The following is a 15,130-nucleotide window of genomic DNA, read 5'->3' on the forward strand; positions in this document are numbered from 1 at the left end:
CAAGTTGAGAGCAATCTTAAAATATCGAAGAGAAACATGAGTAAAATATTTTTAAGTCACACAAGCATTGATAAACCATTTGTTAGAAAATTATCAGCAGATTTGAGACGATATGGCCATACAGTTTGGATTGACGAAGCAGAAATTAATATTGGAGATTCACTAATTGGGAAAATTCGTGAAGGATTAGATTCTGTTGATTATGTTGCTGTTGTTTTATCAAATGCATCTATTAATAGTCAATGGGTTCAAAAGGAAATAGAAATCGCTTCTAATCGAGAAATTGACGAAAAGAAAATAATTGTTTTGCCATTATTAATTGAAAACGTAGAACTTCCTGGATTTTTGAAAGGTAAATTTTATGGTGATTTTTCTAGCGATGCTGAATATTCAGAAAAGCTAAATTTGTTATTAAGAAGTTTGGGAGACAGTAAAACAGTTATAGAAGAAAAGCCAGCCGAATTATTAAAACTAATAACTGAACTCGAAGAAGCTAGAGCAATTGCTGAAAAGCATAAAAAAGAATTTGAAAAAATTCAAAATTATACTTTATCCTCAAAAAGTGAAAAACTTCAAAATAAAATAGTAGAAGAAAATAGCACTAATCCAGAATATGCTCCAATAAACAATGCCTATGCATTTGAATTAGGAGAAGTTGCAATAACAATTGGTTATTTACTTTGGGTAATTGAGAAAATTAAAAGACAAGGTTCTCATGCAGTCGAGTGGCTACTTGAAATTGATGATAAATGGGATATGGCTATTAGAATGCTTGAAGCTTATTCTGACATGGTGAATAGTGCCGAAATATGAAAGACTGCTCACAACCGCCGTTTTGATATAGCTGGAATTTAGTGGAATTATCGTTTCGTATCAAGTTTTCGTTAAGCCGAAAATCGAGCGGTTACGAACATCCAGCCATCTCAAAGGCAAAACGTTGTACGCAATCTTGAAAAATCTAATGCAAACAAAAAATATAAAACCTTTAAAAAGTATAAAATGAAAAAATCAATTTTAGCCCTATTTATTTTAGCCTCATCATCGGGATTTTCCCAAAATTCCGAATATAAAGTTTCCTCATATCTTTCAGAGGGCACAAAAGCACCAAATACTCATTACATAGGAGAAGCTTGGTTGAATGCAATTATTCACGATGATACTGAATTGGGTTATAATATCACAAAAGCAACATTTAAAGCCAACTCAACCTTGGATTGGCATAAACATGGTTCTGCACAAGTCTTAATAATTGTAGATGGAGAAGCATATTATCAAGAAAGAGGAAAAGAACCCATGAGTCTGAAAAAAGGTGATGTGATTAAATGTGAAAAAGATATAGAACACTGGCATTCCTCAACCAAGGTTAGTGATGTGACTTATTTAGCTTTATATGCTGGTGGACAACCGACAACTTGGACTGAGGTACTAACACAAGAATATTACGATGAGGTAGCCGAAAAACTAAAAAACTAATTGATAATGCTCAAAACTTTTCCCCCTTGCTGGCGCGAGCGTTTCGCTCGTGAATACCAAGTATAAAAAGAGCAACAGGAAATTTAGTTAATTAATAATTATCTACTTTTAAAATAATTAGTAATTGATTTTGATTGCGGGCACGAGCGAGACGCTCGCGCGAGCAAAGGGAAAATAGGGCTTAATTTAATCCCAAACCCGCTGTAGCAGCATAACTTTAGTCGCGAGTTTACCTAAAAATAGCAGAAAATAAAAATCAATAAAAAAGAATATGATTGCATTGTACATAAATTGGGATTTTGACTCCGAAATAATAAACATTTATGGTTTTCCATTAAAATATTACGGACTTTTATTTGCTTGTGGATTACTTTTATCTATGTACATTCTGAAAGGAATTTTCAGAAGAGAAAACTTAAAAGATAGTGCACACGAAGCATTGTTTATTTACGGAATAGTTGGAATTTTTGTTGGAGCAAGATTAGGACATTGTTTATTTTATGATTTTGAGTATTATTCTAAAAATCTATTAGAAATTATTTTACCAATTAAGAAAACTCTAAATGGAGAATACAAATTTATCGGCTTTGCAGGTTTAGCTAGTCACGGAGGAACAGTTGGGTTAATTATTTCACTTTATTTATATTCAAAAAAATATGAAATGAAATATCTTAAAACACTTGACTTAATAGCAATCGTCGCTCCACTTGGAGCAACATTTATAAGACTTGCAAATTTAATGAACTCTGAAATGATTGGCAATCCGACTTCAATGCCTTGGGCATTTATTTTTAAACGTGTTGATAATATACCAAGACATCCAGCACAACTTTATGAAGCGATTTCGTATTTCTTAATTTTCATTACAGTCTTCACTATTTATAAAACTAATAACATAAAGTTAGGAAATGGATTTTTGTTTGGTTTAACAATAACTTTAATATTCATAATGAGGATTTTAATAGAATTTATTAAAATAAATCAAGTAGATTTTGAAAAAGGAATGAGTTTAAATATGGGACAAATATTGAGTATTCCCTTTGTTTTATTGGGATTATACTTTGTGGCTTTAAATATACTTAAAAACGAACCTAAGTAAAAAACCAGCCCCAGTCTACTGGCGCGAGCGTCTCGCTCGTGAACATAATAAACAATCTGACCGCTACATTATTACAAGCTATATTTTTTGGTTAAATTTACTAGCTCTTAAAAAAGAGAATACATTAGAATGTAGAACTGAGCTCTTCTACAACTAGAAAATTGAATTAAAAAACAAAACCCTAAAAATGGCACCTATTTTTAAAACCCATTTAGAGAAATTCATCGAAATTGACGAAACTGAATTTTCATCAATTATGGCTTTTTTTGAAATTCAAAAATTCAAAAAAAAAGAAAACCTACTTGTAGAAGGAGCTATTTGCAAATCGCATTATTTTGTACTTACGGGCTGTTTGAGAAAATTTTTCATCAACAACAAAGGCATTGAACAAACCACTGAATTTGCTATAGAAAACTGGTGGATGACGGATAACATTGCTTACGAACATAGATTGGCCTCTGAATTCTACATTCAAGCTGTAGAACGTACTGAAATTCTAACCATCAGTAGGGACGCTCAGGAAAAACTACTATTGGAATTCCCAAAAATGGAACGTTATTTTAGGTTCATCTACCAACGGGCTTATGCTGCTTCACAAATGCGAATCAAATATTTATACGATTTTACAAAAGAAGAATTCTATTACCAGCTTTGCAAAAAACAACCTGAATTTGTACAACGAATTCCACAATATTTAATCGCTTCATTTTTAGGTTTCACTCCAGAATATTTAAGTGAAATACGAAATAAAAACCGTTCTTAAACCAGTTTAAGTTTTTACCGTTTCCTATTTCCGAATTTTGTTCTATCAAATAAAACAAAATAAAAAAATGGAAAAAAGAATCAACATCAACGACATCGAACCACAAGCGTTCAAAGCTATGTTTGCCTTAGAAAACTATTTAGGGAACACAGAATTATCTAAAATAAACAAAGAGCTAATTAAAATTAGAACTTCACAAATTAATGGTTGCGCCTTTTGTATCGACATGCACACAAAAGATGCGCTAAAATACGGCGAAACTACCCAACGCATTTTTCTTTTAAATGCTTGGCGTGAAACCGATTTATTTACTGCCGAAGAAAAAGTAATTTTAGCCATGACCGAAGAAATTACCTTGATTCACAACCATGGTTTGTCAAATGAAACGTATGAAAAAGCAACTGCTTTATTCGACAAAAACCAAATTGCTCAAATCATTATGGCAATTGCAACTATTAATACTTGGAATAGAATTGCCGTAAGTACGCAATTAGAACCTGGAAAATAAACCATCAATTTCGACATTTTAAAATCTTCATTTCAAACACGCCACAGGGAAATAAATACTTCTATTTTATACTGTGGCGCGTTTTTTAATTCAAAAATCGCGCTCCAGAACACAAAAAAAAAGAGACTGTCTTTCGGGGGGAAAGTCAGCTTCTCTCTATTTAAAATAAAAAAACAACTTATATTTTCACAAAGATTTTTGTGTACTATTTTCTAACTATAGTATGGTTTTGTATAATTGAAATCCAAAAACTGGTAAAATTACCTTCTATATTTTTTTTATGTGCAGGACTCGCTAACCCTACTTTTAAAACAGCAGAAGGCATATCAAAATTAATATGACGCTCGAAAAAAAAAACTATCGACGATATGCCTTTTGCTGTATTTAAATTGTAGTAAATCTTGCTTTAATTTGAAAAATCGATACCGCAAAAAAAGAATTCATCTTACTAGATGCAAAGCTCTTAACTCATTTTTAGACCAACAAAGACAACCCAAGTAGACACGCGGACAATCGCTGAAATTCCAAATTAAAAATGTGCCCGAGTAATAGAAATTAAATTATATTGCAGTTCTAAATATAAAATAGTTTCAAAAAGTATGAAAACGTCTAAATCAAATCGTAAATTTCTAATTGCAGTTCTTAGCTCCCTTGTATTTATACTGTTATTTAGCAATTCAATTATGGCACAAGAAAAAACTCAAATGGTTCGGTTTGCAAAATTAAAAATTGACCCTTCACAATTAGAAAAGTACAACACTGCACTACAAGAACAAATGAATACTGCCATTAAATTAGAACCAGGCGTATTAAGTTATACTGCAGTAGCAGAAAAAAGTGACCCATCAAAAATTACAATTCTTGAAATATATGCAAATACAGCAGCCTACCAATCACATATAGAAACTTTGCATTTTAAAAAATACAAGGAAACGGTAAAAAACATGGTTCAATCTCTAGAACTTATTGACCTTTCTTTAATTGGCTCCGCTAAAAAAGAGGGGATGTAAGTTTAGTGTAAGATAAAAATTTAACTAGCTGCAACTTTTGTACTTTTGAATTATAATTTAAACCCACACAATTGACAAAACATTTAAAATACCTTCTTTCCCTTTTTCTGGCTTTTGGCTTGATGGTGAATGATGGCGTTTTAGAATCTCGATCTAATTCGGCTAGCTATTATCAATTTTCAAATGCAATTGTAAGTAGTGAATGGAAAAATAGCCGTTCTACATTATACGTTTTCAATCTAGTAAACGCTGTAAAAACAGCGATTTCAATTCCTTTTAAATATCTTCAGTTTGCAACAAGCTACAGTCTTACCATTCCTGTTCTATTTAAATTAAGAACACAACTGTTTCAAAAAGTAAGTTCATTTATCGAACAACAACTCTTTTTAAACAAGAAAATTACTTCAACCAACTCTTATACCATTTTATACATAGCCTAGAAAAGTCTTTCTACGCATTTATGCTATTCCACGCATAACAATGATACCTAATGTCTCATCATTTATCATTTACACCATGTATAAAAACAAAAACCAATCTCGTTTGGAGCCATCCAAGCGCCCTATTCTTTGGGCTAAAAGAAAAATCATGCTATTCCTAACCGCATTTATGATAGGAATGTCAAACGGAATGAATGTAGGCGACAACATGACGCACAACAAACAAAATCAAACCGAACAACACCATAAAAAAGATTGATTTCATTACTTTTAGCATTCTAATTTAAAATTCATCTTGTCATTTTCTTCATAACAATAATGCAATCGTGCCATGTATAATGGCTCAATTGGATATAAAAAATGCCATGAGTACATCATGGCTTTTGAATTTTATGAATATCGTACGTCCTTTTAAACAGCTCCTTTTTTAGACACCTCTATAATAGAGCCAACATGGACACTTCCCTCCTGTTGTGCAATTAAATTTTGACCAAAAATCACATTATTCCCTACTCTTTTATATTTAGACAAGGTCAATAAAGGCTCTTTCCCTGCTACAATTCCTTTTTCGGGATCTACAGTAACCATCACACATCTTCCGCACGGTTTCACTCCATAAAAAGGAAAATTTCCTATGGTGAATTCACTCCAATTTTCTTCTTCGTATTCTTGTCCTCCAGTGAACACAAAATTGGGTCGGAATCGTTTCATGGGCACTGCTTCTTTCAAACGGGAATTCAGATCATCTAAAGACGACTGCCCAATAATTAAAAAAGGAAATCCATCCGAAAACGAATTGATATCATTCCCTGAAATGGCATATTTAGGCTCTACTTTTCGGTGACTTTCTTCGGGCATATACACCAATCGAACGGAGTATTTTAAAATTTCAGAAAACCAATGCGATAATTCTTTATCGACTTCATACGCATCAATTGCATCTTCCCAAAGAACTGTTTTTATATTCTCCTTCTTTTCTTCCACAGGCGAAGGATTCAGTGGTACTTTTATTTTATTGGTTGGGTTTTCTTTGTGAGAAATAATTAAAAACTCGCCCTCAATTTCAGTTTGGAAAAGGGCTAATTCAGGAGTGGTTCTTTGCGATAGAAAAACACCATCTTCATCTACCAACATCCAGCGGCGATCGTGTTCAAGTCCACGATGTGTAACATTAGATTCTTGAAGGAGAATTCCTCCTAATGATTTTACAGGATAAATCCAGATTTCAGAAAGTTGAAGCATAACTACTTTATTTTTATCAAATCTACAAAAAAGTACAGCCAACACAAACAACAAAAAAAGCCTCGAAAGGGTTAGTTTTCGAGGCTTACTTTTTGTTTCTAGGAGGGAAATTGAATTAATTTACACATTCAAAAAGTAAATTCCATTTTCAAAAAATACTGAAATTCTTATATGTAAAATATTGTAGCCCGTAGCGGAATCGAACCGCTCTTACATGGATGAAAACCATGCGTCCTAACCGATAGACGAACGGGCCTTGCATTCGTATTTCGGGTGCAAAAGTAGTACTATTTTTGAGATGCACCAAGCCAAATTCCAAAACGGGCTAGTGAATACTCCTTTTTTTTTATTTACAAATTATAATTAATTCAGAATTAGCACTTACCGTAAAAAAGAATTACAAAGTTTTTTTTAAAATGTAAATTCTTACTTTTCAAGTAAAGACACAACTTCATTAGTTCGCTCTATTTTAAAAACAGCTGCTACGTGTCGAAATTTAAAATCGACAATTGCCTTTTCGTTATATAAAAAATGCCCCCAAATAGTATCTGACTATTTGAGGGCATTTATGTAAACAGACTAATCTGTTATATTTGTATTTAAAACTGATTAGTTGAATTGAGCAGCCATATATTCAATTAAACTGTCGTCACTCATCTTAATAGAAGTACTTTCTTTAGCCTCCACATTTTTATACTGTGGCGTCTCATTCAAATAATTAATAAATTGTTCTTGTGAAATTCCAGTTCCAGTCACATGCAGTTCATCAACATTTTGCATATGTGCAGTGATGTTCTTGAATAATTTATGCAGCATATCTCTTTCTGCATTGTTTGATGCGTTTTCGCTTGTATGTACAAATTGATCTTCAACATTTTCGTGACCTAAAACAACGAACTTACCTGAATCTACATTTTCTCTCCCTACAATAGTTGCCTGATGTGAATCCATCCAAACTCCAAATTGTTTTTTATTTTTTCCTGACATAATTATATATTTATTATATTAATACTTGTGTTAAATTGTAAAAATTGTGCGCTAAACAGATGCACTACTTTTCTTATTTTGCAATAGTAGCCTCATGAATCAAACCATCACTAATTCAATGAGTAGCTATTTATAAGTAAAATTTAGGGGCATTATTCCAAATTATTTAAACTTCTTTGAAAGTGGTTCCTACAGCTAAAACAATGAAACCAAAAAGCAATAGCGTGTAATTATGTTCTGCTAAAAACGGAACAGCTGCAAAATGCCCGATTATTCCAAGGATACCAAAAATCAATCCTATAATCCATGTAATTTTCTTTGGTGCTGAAGGGTTTTTCATATAAATAATTTTAAATAATGGTCCGAAATCAATGTGTTCCAGTTAAACAAAAATAACCCTATCCCTTTTCAGAAGTGTCATACAATTCGTTATAATGATTATATAATTCACATGTTTTGTGAATGTACTACACACAACAACCTTATTTTAAGCTTATTAAAAAGCCAGCTTAGATAGTAAGCTGGCTTTTTTAAGTAATGAATACTAGTTGTCGGTATTTAGCAATACAATATCCGCCTATACTTTTTTTAAAAATTACTTCTCAATAGATTTAATAATTCACATTCACTCCAAAACCTACACCCATATCACTATCGTAATGGGTCGTTATTCCAATATTTTTACCTACAATATATTTTAATCCCGCCATGTATTCTTTATCGGTATTTACCATAAGCGCCATTCGTAATCTTTTAGAAACTGGAATGTCTTCTCGCATTAATTGCAAACGAACATTACCATCATGAAAAACCTCAGCTTGTGCAATAACTAAAAGTGGCAAGGTATAATTAACCCCTAAACTGACTACCGAACGATTGTCTTTAGTATTCTTTTGACCAAAAACATTTTTTTCTACTTCGTTCATTCCAAACTTTCTATAACGCCAGTCAAAACCTATGAACGGCATTAACCATTGATTTTTCCCGATGTATCTACCAATATGTGTTTCGGTTTCATAACCGTGTTCGTCCATGTACCCCAAACGCCATTCAGTACCAAAACTCCATCTTGCATTTTGCGCCATCGCTTTACCATCATTTCCATTGGTAGCAAAATCATTTTCAGCCATAAGATGAAGTCCGTTGCTTTCAGATTGTAATTTTTTATAAGCCCAATCTTTATTGGGTAAAAGTGGGTTTGGTGCCGAATTTTCATAACTAAAAACTCTATTCATTCCTGCCATCATATGATACAAAATATGGCAATGAAAAAACCAATCTCCATCCGCATTCGCATTAAACTCAATCGTATCTGTTTCCATTGGCATAATATCCAGTACGTTTTTCAATGGCGCATACGCTCCTTGTCCATTCAATACTCTAAAATCATGACCATGTAAATGCATCGGATGACGCATCATGGAATTATTATGCATTACTATTCGAACGTTTTCTCCTTTTTTGATTAGAATTTTATCCGATTCCGATAACACTTTATTATCCATACTCCACAAATACCTATTCATGTTTCCTGTTAATTCAAAATGCAATTCTCGTACAGGAGCCTCTTTTGGAAGTGTAGTTATATTTGGAGCTTTTAACATCGCGTAATTTAGGGTCACAATATCTCCAGGGCTTGAATTCATATTATGCATTGAATGATCCATTTTTAAATCTTTCATATCCATTTTCATGTTCATTTTTGAATCATCCATTTTCATGTTTGGACTTCCGGAAATCTCTGGATACATCACTGTGTTCATATCCATTTTTTGAAGACTCATGTCCATACCCATATCGTCCATAGTTCCATCCATATTCATCATACCATTCATCATCTTCATTCCTTCAAAATAATTCAATTTTGGTAATGGAGATATTAATTGTTTGATACCGTTGCCTATATACAATGAAGCTGATTTGGTTCTGTCTTCGGGTGTTGCTAAAAATTCATACGCTGTATTATCCGCAGGAATGGTAACTACAACATCATACGTTTCCGATACTCCAATAATTAATCGGTCTACTTCAACGGGTGCTACATCATTCCCATCATTGGCAACGACCGTGATTTTCCCTCCGGCATAAGTCAACCAGAAATAAGAGGAAGCACCCGCATTTGAAATTCGTATACGTACTTTGTCTCCCCCTTTAGATTTACTTAAAACTTTTGCCATAGCTTCATTAGATCCATTAATCAAGAATTTATCGTAATACACATCACTTACATCCATGGCCAACATCCGTTTCCATTCGTTATTGAATTTGGTTTTAAAATGTCCGCTTCGAATGGCTTCGGCATAACTTTGAGTCGTTCCTTTTTTAATGGCAAACCAGTCTGAAGCATTATGTAGCAATCGATGTACATTTTTAGGGTTGTAATCCGTCCATTCGCTCAAAACAACAGGAAGCGTAGGCAAATCATCAATTCCTTTTCTGAAAGTAGGATCGCTTGTTTTTTTCTTCAAAATTAAAGCCCCATACATACCTATTTGCTCTTGTAAACCACTATGGCTATGATACCAATGGGTTCCATTTTGTACAATTGGAAATGTATATTTATGAGTAGTGTGAGGCGCTATCGGCATTTGAGTAAGAAATGGCACTCCGTCCTCTTTATTAGGTAAATACAAACCGTGCCAATGCAAGGAAGTTCCTTCTTCAAGTTCATTATGCACATAAATTTCAGCAATATCACCCTCTGTAAAAGTTAGGGTTGGCATCGGAATTTGTCCGTTGACCGCTATCGCTTTTTTATCTTTTCCTGAAAAATTGACAATAGTATCTCTTACGTACAAATCGTAACGCACCACTTTTTGAGCGTTTGAAATAAATGCAATTAGTACTACTAATACCGTTAATTTAAATTTCATTTTTTTACTTTCTTTATAATAAATTATTTCCTTTTTCTATACCTGTGAGCTACCGCTAATAATACTAGAGCAAAAATCAATATGGACACCCACCAAAAAACATGCATTCCCATAAACATATAGGATCCCATGTGCATTCCTTCATTACCATGATCATTCATAACTTTTTAGGTTTAGGTTTATACTTTATTAATAATTTAATTTTTATTCTATTACAATTTCAAACTACGCAATCGCAATGCATTTGCAATTACCGAAACAGAACTAAAACTCATCGCCAAAGCGGCAATCATAGGAGATAATAAAATCCCAAAAAAAGGATACAATACTCCTGCTGCAATTGGTATTCCCAATGCATTGTAAAAGAAGGCAAAGAATAAGTTTTGATTGATATTTTTCATCACAGCATGACTCAGTTCCTTCGCTTTTACTATGCCTTGTAAATCCCCTTTTACCAAAGTAATTTTGGCACTTTCAATCGCCACATCTGTCCCTGTTCCCATTGCAATTCCAATATCAGCTTGCGCCAAAGCAGGAGCGTCATTAATTCCATCACCAGCCATCGCTACAATTTTACCTTCGGCTTGCAAGCGTTTAATTTCGTTGAGTTTATCTTCTGGCAAACAACCCGCAATAAATGAAGTTAATTGCAATTCATCGGCCACAGCCTTAGCCGTATTCTCATTATCACCTGTAAGCATAATCACAGCAACACCTTGACGCATCAATTCTTTTACAGCGGCCACACTTGTCGCTTTTATAGCATCTGTGATCGTCACATAACCCAAAACTACTTGGTCTACGGCGATATATGAAACTGTTTTTCCCAGTTTTTGTTCTGCAATTATTTTGTTTTCAATATCTTCCGAAACTGAAGCACTCACTTGTTCCATTAGTTTTTTATTTCCTAATGCTACTTTTTTATTTGAAACCGTTCCTATTACTCCTTTTCCGGAAACAGCTTCAAAATCTTTAACTTCGATTAACGAAACTGCTTTCGTTTTCGCAAAATTGACTACGGCTTGCGCCAAAGGGTGTTCACTGTATTGATTGAGTGAAGCTATATTTTGCAACAAATCATCCTCTTGATTATTAGATGAAAAAACTTTTTCTACTGATGGTTTTCCCTCGGTAATGGTTCCCGTTTTATCTGTAATTAAAACATTTACTTTATTCATATTTTCTAGTGCTTCGGCATTTTTTATCAAAACTCCTGATTGCGCTCCTTTACCTACTCCCACCATTACTGACATAGGAGTTGCTAATCCTAATGCACAAGGACAAGCAATAATTAAAACGGCAACCGCATTAATAAAACCGTAGATTAATGCGTTTTGTTCTGGACCAAACTTTGCCCAAACAAAGAAAGTAATCACTGAAACGGCGACAACGATAGGCACAAAATACTTCGAAATTCTATCGGCTAATTTTTGAATGGGTGCTCTAGATCGACTGGCATTATTGACCATTTGTACAATTTGCGAAAGCAAGGTTTCTGAACCAATTTTTTCAGCAACCATTACAAATGATTTATTCCCATTAATAGTTCCTGCAACAACGGCATCATCAACTTTTTTATCTACAGGAATAGGTTCTCCCGAAATCATTGACTCATCAATTGTACTTTCGCCAGCAGTTATTTTACCATCAACTGGAATTTTATCTCCGGGTTTTACACGCAATAAATCTCCTTTTTTAATATCATGTATCGATATTACTTTATCTCCTCCTTCAGCTACCAAAGTAGCTTCTGTAGGCGCTAATTTTAATAATTCTTTTATCGCACCACTCGTTTGACTGTGCGCTCTAGCTTCTAATAATTGTCCTAATAAAACTAATGTTAGGATTACCGTTGTGGCCTCAAAATACAAATGAACACTTCCGCTTTCGGATTTGAATTCCGCTGGAAAAACATCTGGAAAAAAAAGAGCAAAAATACTAAACAAGAAAGCGACTCCAGAACCAATTCCGATAAGGGTAAACATATTGAGATTCCATGTAACGACTGATTTCCAAGCGCGAATAAAAAACATCCAAGTCGCATAAAAAACAACTGGTATAGACAAAACTAGCTGCACCCAATTCCAGCTTTTCATATCCATGATTTGCATCAAAGGATTGTTTGGTATCATATCTGACATGGCTATTATGAAAATGGGCACGGTAAAAAGAAGTGCAATTTTCATTTTTTGCACCAAGTCATTGTAGGTTTTATTTTCCTCACTAGCTGTGGGTTCCATTGGAACCAAATCCATACCACAAATCGGGCAAGAACCTGGTCCGTCCTGCACGATTTGTGGATGCATCGGACAAGTATATTGTGTTTTTACAGCAGTTAAATCTGGCGCTTTTACTAAATCCATCCCACATACAGGGCAGTCTCCCGCTTTATCATATACTTTATCGCCTTCACAATGCATGGGGCAATAATATTTACCTGGTGTATTGGGAATCGCATTGTCTTCCTTTTTATGATGTTGATGCGCGTCATTACTACAACACGCTTTAGCTTTAGTCTCTTCAACTGTTTTATCCATCGCCATTTTAGGATGGCTCATTTCTATAGTGTACTTCCCAACTCCTGACAATGCTTCTTGCAAAACGGGTGTTGGAATGTGTTTTTCCATTGTAATTACAGCTTCTTGTGGATCAAGAGAAACCACCGCTTCAACTCCTTCAACTCCATTGAGTGTTTTCTCCACTTTGGTTCGGCAACCATCGCAAGACATTCCAGTAATTGTGTATGTATGTTTCATTTTTTTCGCTATTTAAAATTATAGTACAAATATCCGAATGAAACCCATTTTTATTATTACACAATTGTGGAAGTGATTTGTATAATTTACAAAGAGTCTATTTGTTTTCGGGTATTCTCTTTCATTTTTTTAAAATAGGTAGGTGTAAATCCAGTCACTTTTTTAAATTGGTTGCTCAAATGGGCTACATTACTATAATTGAGTGCTATGGCAATTTCACTTAAAGTAAGTTCATCATAAACCAACAATTCCTTCGCCTTTTCGATTTTCTGGGCAATAAAATAATGTTCAATTGTTGTGCCTTCATTATCCGAAAACAACTTACTCAAAGCACTATAATCCTGATTTAAACATTCAGATAAATAAGTCGATAAATTGACTTTCAACTGATCTTTTTTATAATGTACTAGTTCAACGATCAAGTTTTTAATTTGTTCAATTGTCTGGCTTATTTTATCTTCCAGTAATTCAAAACCTAGTTTTTCCAGGTTAGTACTGAGTTCCTGAATTTCAATATCCGTTAATTCTCGAGACAAATTCACTTCACCTAATTTAATGGAACTTACAGGAAGCTTCATTCTTTCTAACTCCAATTTTACAGCCATTTCGCAACGGCCACAAACCATATTTTTAATAGTAAGCTTCATTTATAAAGTGTTTGTTAGAACATGCTATCAAAGTTCAACCTTTTTGAATTAAAACGAGGCTTTTTTGACAGAATATTAATATTTAAAACCTTGAAATATAGATAATTAATTTAATTTACATTTTCATTCCTGCCATAGGATCATTTCCTTTTCGAAATTTATATTCGCTATTGATAGCATACGCTCCAGTAATTACTACTTTTTTATTAGGATCTATGTCCGATTTGATTTCAATCATCCCATTTGATTCCACACCTGTTTCAACCATTACATTTTCAAAAACACCATGGCTTTTTTCGACCCAAATAAAAGTGGCATTTTCATCCCTGATTACGGCATCAATAGGAATAAACATTCCATTTAAATTGGATTGTATTAATTGTGCATTGGCCTGCATTCCTGGTTTTAAAAGCATATTAGGATTGGGTACTTCCATTCTAATTAACAGCAATCTAGAATCCGGATTAATTTCTGGATTGATAAAAGAAATGGCTGCTTTTATAGTCTTTGTGGGATAATCCATAAAAGAAATTGTAGCTGTTTGACCCAATCGCAAACTTTTGGCATAATTTACATTGACTTGCGTTTCTAACCAAAGACTACTTAAATCGGCCAATTTAATAATAGCCGCCCCTTCCATCACATAACTACCTTCGGTCGCAACAATTTCAGAAATGGTACCACTATAGGTACTATAAAAAGTAGTATATGGCGAAACTTCATTCGTCTTTTTAATGGATTCAATCTGCGCATTGGAAAGTCCATAAAATACTAGTTTTTGTCTGGCTGCATCCAGCATATTCTTTGCATTTTTACCAAAATCTCCTGGCATAGCCAGTTGCCTGTAAGCGGTTACATAATCTTGCTTGGCTATGGCAATAGGTTCACTATAAAGTTGGTAAACCGCCTGGTTTTTTTGAATATAATCCCCTTCAGTTTTAAAATATAATTTTTCGATTCGGCCCATTGCTCTAGCAGAAACACTTCTTATTTTCTCTTGATTTATCGTCAAAACGCCAGTGTAACCTGCTTGCAAACTGCTTTGTGACTCTGAAATAATAGCAGTAGTAATATTGCCTAACTTCATTTGCTGGTCACTTAATGAAATTTCATTTGAAGCTCCATTGTCTTTTTGTATTGGAGTCAAATCCATATGACATATGGGGCATTTTCCAGGTTTGTCTTCTTTTATTTGAGGATCCATCGAACACGTATAATAAATACTTTCTTTGTATTGATGCTTCTCGTGTTCCTCTTTATTTTTAGTATTGCAGGCCACAACCAAGGTGAATGCCAGCAATAGAAAACCGATTTTTTTGAGCTGTTTCATTA

16 protein-coding genes and 1 tRNA gene are annotated in these 15,130 nt (G+C 33.8%); 8 read left to right on the forward strand and 9 right to left on the reverse strand.

Annotated features, from left to right (window positions below):
- The first annotated feature begins 36 nt into the window (after positions 1-36).
- The 8 genes from AB3G33_RS01325 to AB3G33_RS01360 all read left to right on the forward strand — a co-directional run bounded on the left by AB3G33_RS01325 (position 37) and on the right by AB3G33_RS01360 (position 5,552).
- Positions 37-813, forward strand: coding sequence for a toll/interleukin-1 receptor domain-containing protein (locus AB3G33_RS01325; protein WP_367772066.1), 777 nt, complete (start codon positions 37-39; stop codon positions 811-813).
- Positions 814-999: 186 nt separating this feature from the next.
- A complete protein-coding gene (locus tag AB3G33_RS01330) occupies positions 1,000-1,473 on the forward strand; it encodes a cupin domain-containing protein (protein ID WP_367772068.1) in 474 nt (157 codons plus the stop codon).
- A 271-nt stretch (positions 1,474-1,744) separates the two neighbouring features.
- Positions 1,745-2,572, forward strand: coding sequence for a prolipoprotein diacylglyceryl transferase (lgt, locus tag AB3G33_RS01335; RefSeq protein ID WP_367772070.1), 828 nt, complete (start codon positions 1,745-1,747; stop codon positions 2,570-2,572).
- Positions 2,573-2,759: 187 nt separating this feature from the next.
- A complete protein-coding gene (locus tag AB3G33_RS01340) occupies positions 2,760-3,335 on the forward strand; it encodes a Crp/Fnr family transcriptional regulator (protein WP_367755243.1) in 576 nt (191 codons plus the stop codon).
- Between the two features lie 67 nt (positions 3,336-3,402).
- Entirely contained in the window at positions 3,403-3,843 is a 441-nt protein-coding gene (locus tag AB3G33_RS01345) for a carboxymuconolactone decarboxylase family protein (protein WP_367755245.1), read from the forward strand.
- A 683-nt stretch (positions 3,844-4,526) separates the two neighbouring features.
- Positions 4,527-4,853: a putative quinol monooxygenase gene (locus tag AB3G33_RS01350; protein WP_367772072.1), complete on the forward strand. Its 327-nt coding sequence runs from the start codon at positions 4,527-4,529 to the stop codon at positions 4,851-4,853.
- A 71-nt stretch (positions 4,854-4,924) separates the two neighbouring features.
- Positions 4,925-5,293, forward strand: a complete 369-nt coding sequence (locus tag AB3G33_RS01355) for a hypothetical protein (RefSeq protein WP_367772074.1) — start codon at positions 4,925-4,927, stop codon at positions 5,291-5,293.
- 40 nt (positions 5,294-5,333) lie between these two features.
- The gene (locus tag AB3G33_RS01360) at positions 5,334-5,552 is read left to right on the forward strand and encodes a hypothetical protein (protein WP_367772076.1); all 219 of its coding nucleotides are present in this window, start codon (positions 5,334-5,336) and stop codon (positions 5,550-5,552) included.
- Positions 5,553-5,704: 152 nt separating this feature from the next.
- Here AB3G33_RS01360 and AB3G33_RS01365 read toward each other — a convergent pair whose 3' ends face one another.
- The 9 genes from AB3G33_RS01365 to AB3G33_RS01405 all read right to left on the reverse strand — a co-directional run bounded on the left by AB3G33_RS01365 (position 5,705) and on the right by AB3G33_RS01405 (position 15,128).
- The gene (locus tag AB3G33_RS01365; RefSeq protein WP_367772078.1) at positions 5,705-6,535 is read right to left on the reverse strand and encodes an MOSC domain-containing protein; all 831 of its coding nucleotides are present in this window, start codon (positions 6,533-6,535) and stop codon (positions 5,705-5,707) included.
- A 184-nt stretch (positions 6,536-6,719) separates the two neighbouring features.
- Positions 6,720-6,791 (reverse strand) — tRNA-Glu (locus AB3G33_RS01370).
- Between the two features lie 353 nt (positions 6,792-7,144).
- Positions 7,145-7,522 (reverse strand): hypothetical protein, encoded by a 378-nt coding sequence (locus AB3G33_RS01375; RefSeq protein WP_367755255.1) that lies wholly within the window; start codon positions 7,520-7,522, stop codon positions 7,145-7,147.
- A 166-nt stretch (positions 7,523-7,688) separates the two neighbouring features.
- On the reverse strand, positions 7,689-7,862 hold the full coding sequence (locus tag AB3G33_RS01380; RefSeq protein WP_367772080.1) for a hypothetical protein: 174 nt from the start codon (positions 7,860-7,862) through the stop codon (positions 7,689-7,691).
- A 271-nt stretch (positions 7,863-8,133) separates the two neighbouring features.
- Complete coding sequence (locus AB3G33_RS01385) at positions 8,134-10,395, reverse strand: multicopper oxidase domain-containing protein (protein ID WP_367772081.1); 2,262 nt, start codon at positions 10,393-10,395, stop codon at positions 8,134-8,136.
- 23 nt (positions 10,396-10,418) lie between these two features.
- Positions 10,419-10,556, reverse strand: a complete 138-nt coding sequence (locus AB3G33_RS01390; RefSeq protein WP_367772082.1) for a hypothetical protein — start codon at positions 10,554-10,556, stop codon at positions 10,419-10,421.
- A 51-nt stretch (positions 10,557-10,607) separates the two neighbouring features.
- Complete coding sequence (locus AB3G33_RS01395) at positions 10,608-13,151, reverse strand: heavy metal translocating P-type ATPase (protein WP_367772083.1); 2,544 nt, start codon at positions 13,149-13,151, stop codon at positions 10,608-10,610.
- Between the two features lie 86 nt (positions 13,152-13,237).
- On the reverse strand, positions 13,238-13,798 hold the full coding sequence (locus tag AB3G33_RS01400; protein WP_367772085.1) for a helix-turn-helix domain-containing protein: 561 nt from the start codon (positions 13,796-13,798) through the stop codon (positions 13,238-13,240).
- A gap of 115 nt (positions 13,799-13,913) precedes the next feature.
- Positions 13,914-15,128: an efflux RND transporter periplasmic adaptor subunit gene (locus tag AB3G33_RS01405; RefSeq protein ID WP_367772087.1), complete on the reverse strand. Its 1,215-nt coding sequence runs from the start codon at positions 15,126-15,128 to the stop codon at positions 13,914-13,916.
- Positions 15,129-15,130 lie beyond the last annotated feature (2 nt).

The sequence above is a fragment of the Flavobacterium sp. WC2421 genome (assembly GCF_040822115.1).
GTDB lineage: Bacteria > Bacteroidota > Bacteroidia > Flavobacteriales > Flavobacteriaceae > Flavobacterium.

Bases quoted from the DNA above. Each gene is read 5' to 3' on its own strand.
- AB3G33_RS01375 (WP_367755255.1), bottom strand. From the start codon at position 7,522: ATGTCAGGAAAAAATAAAAAACAATTTGGAGTTTGGATGGATTCACAT.
- AB3G33_RS01380 (WP_367772080.1), bottom strand. From the start codon at position 7,862: ATGAAAAACCCTTCAGCACCAAAGAAAATTACATGGATTATAGGATTG.
- AB3G33_RS01325 (WP_367772066.1), top strand. From the start codon at position 37: ATGAGTAAAATATTTTTAAGTCACACAAGCATTGATAAACCATTTGTT.
- AB3G33_RS01350 (WP_367772072.1), top strand. From the start codon at position 4,527: ATGGCACAAGAAAAAACTCAAATGGTTCGGTTTGCAAAATTAAAAATT.
- AB3G33_RS01390 (WP_367772082.1), bottom strand. From the start codon at position 10,556: ATGAATGATCATGGTAATGAAGGAATGCACATGGGATCCTATATGTTT.
- AB3G33_RS01330 (WP_367772068.1), top strand. From the start codon at position 1,000: ATGAAAAAATCAATTTTAGCCCTATTTATTTTAGCCTCATCATCGGGA.
- AB3G33_RS01360 (WP_367772076.1), top strand. From the start codon at position 5,334: ATGATACCTAATGTCTCATCATTTATCATTTACACCATGTATAAAAAC.
- AB3G33_RS01405 (WP_367772087.1), bottom strand. From the start codon at position 15,128: ATGAAACAGCTCAAAAAAATCGGTTTTCTATTGCTGGCATTCACCTTG.
- AB3G33_RS01385 (WP_367772081.1), bottom strand. From the start codon at position 10,395: ATGAAATTTAAATTAACGGTATTAGTAGTACTAATTGCATTTATTTCA.
- lgt (WP_367772070.1), top strand. From the start codon at position 1,745: ATGATTGCATTGTACATAAATTGGGATTTTGACTCCGAAATAATAAAC.
- AB3G33_RS01400 (WP_367772085.1), bottom strand. From the start codon at position 13,798: ATGAAGCTTACTATTAAAAATATGGTTTGTGGCCGTTGCGAAATGGCT.
- AB3G33_RS01395 (WP_367772083.1), bottom strand. From the start codon at position 13,151: ATGAAACATACATACACAATTACTGGAATGTCTTGCGATGGTTGCCGA.
- AB3G33_RS01365 (WP_367772078.1), bottom strand. From the start codon at position 6,535: ATGCTTCAACTTTCTGAAATCTGGATTTATCCTGTAAAATCATTAGGA.
- AB3G33_RS01340 (WP_367755243.1), top strand. From the start codon at position 2,760: ATGGCACCTATTTTTAAAACCCATTTAGAGAAATTCATCGAAATTGAC.
- AB3G33_RS01345 (WP_367755245.1), top strand. From the start codon at position 3,403: ATGGAAAAAAGAATCAACATCAACGACATCGAACCACAAGCGTTCAAA.